Genomic DNA, 260 nt, shown 5'->3' with positions numbered 1-260 from the left:
AAGGGCGGCGCACCGCAGGCGTTCGACCTGCTCTACTGGAACGCCGACGGCACCAATCTGCCCCGCCCGATGTACGCCTGGTATCTGCGCAACACGTATCTCGAGAACAACCTCTGCAAGCCGGGCCGCCTCTCGATGTGCGGCACGCAGGTGGATCTCGGCAGCATCGACATTCCGAGCTATATCTTCGGCACGCAGGAAGATCACATCGTGCCGTGGAAGGGCGCGTACCGGTCGACGCAACTCGTCGGCGGTGACAC

At 63.5% G+C, this 260-nt stretch carries 1 pseudogene; it reads left to right on the top strand.

The annotated features are described in order from the left end of the window. Positions 1-260: pseudogene (locus tag SB753_RS38570) on the top strand (class I poly(R)-hydroxyalkanoic acid synthase); the annotation flags it as partial.

The organism is Paraburkholderia sp. SIMBA_053 (genome assembly GCF_046534895.1).
GTDB classification, from domain to species: domain Bacteria; phylum Pseudomonadota; class Gammaproteobacteria; order Burkholderiales; family Burkholderiaceae; genus Paraburkholderia; species Paraburkholderia caledonica.
This window is presented reverse-complemented; position numbering and strand designations above follow the sequence as displayed.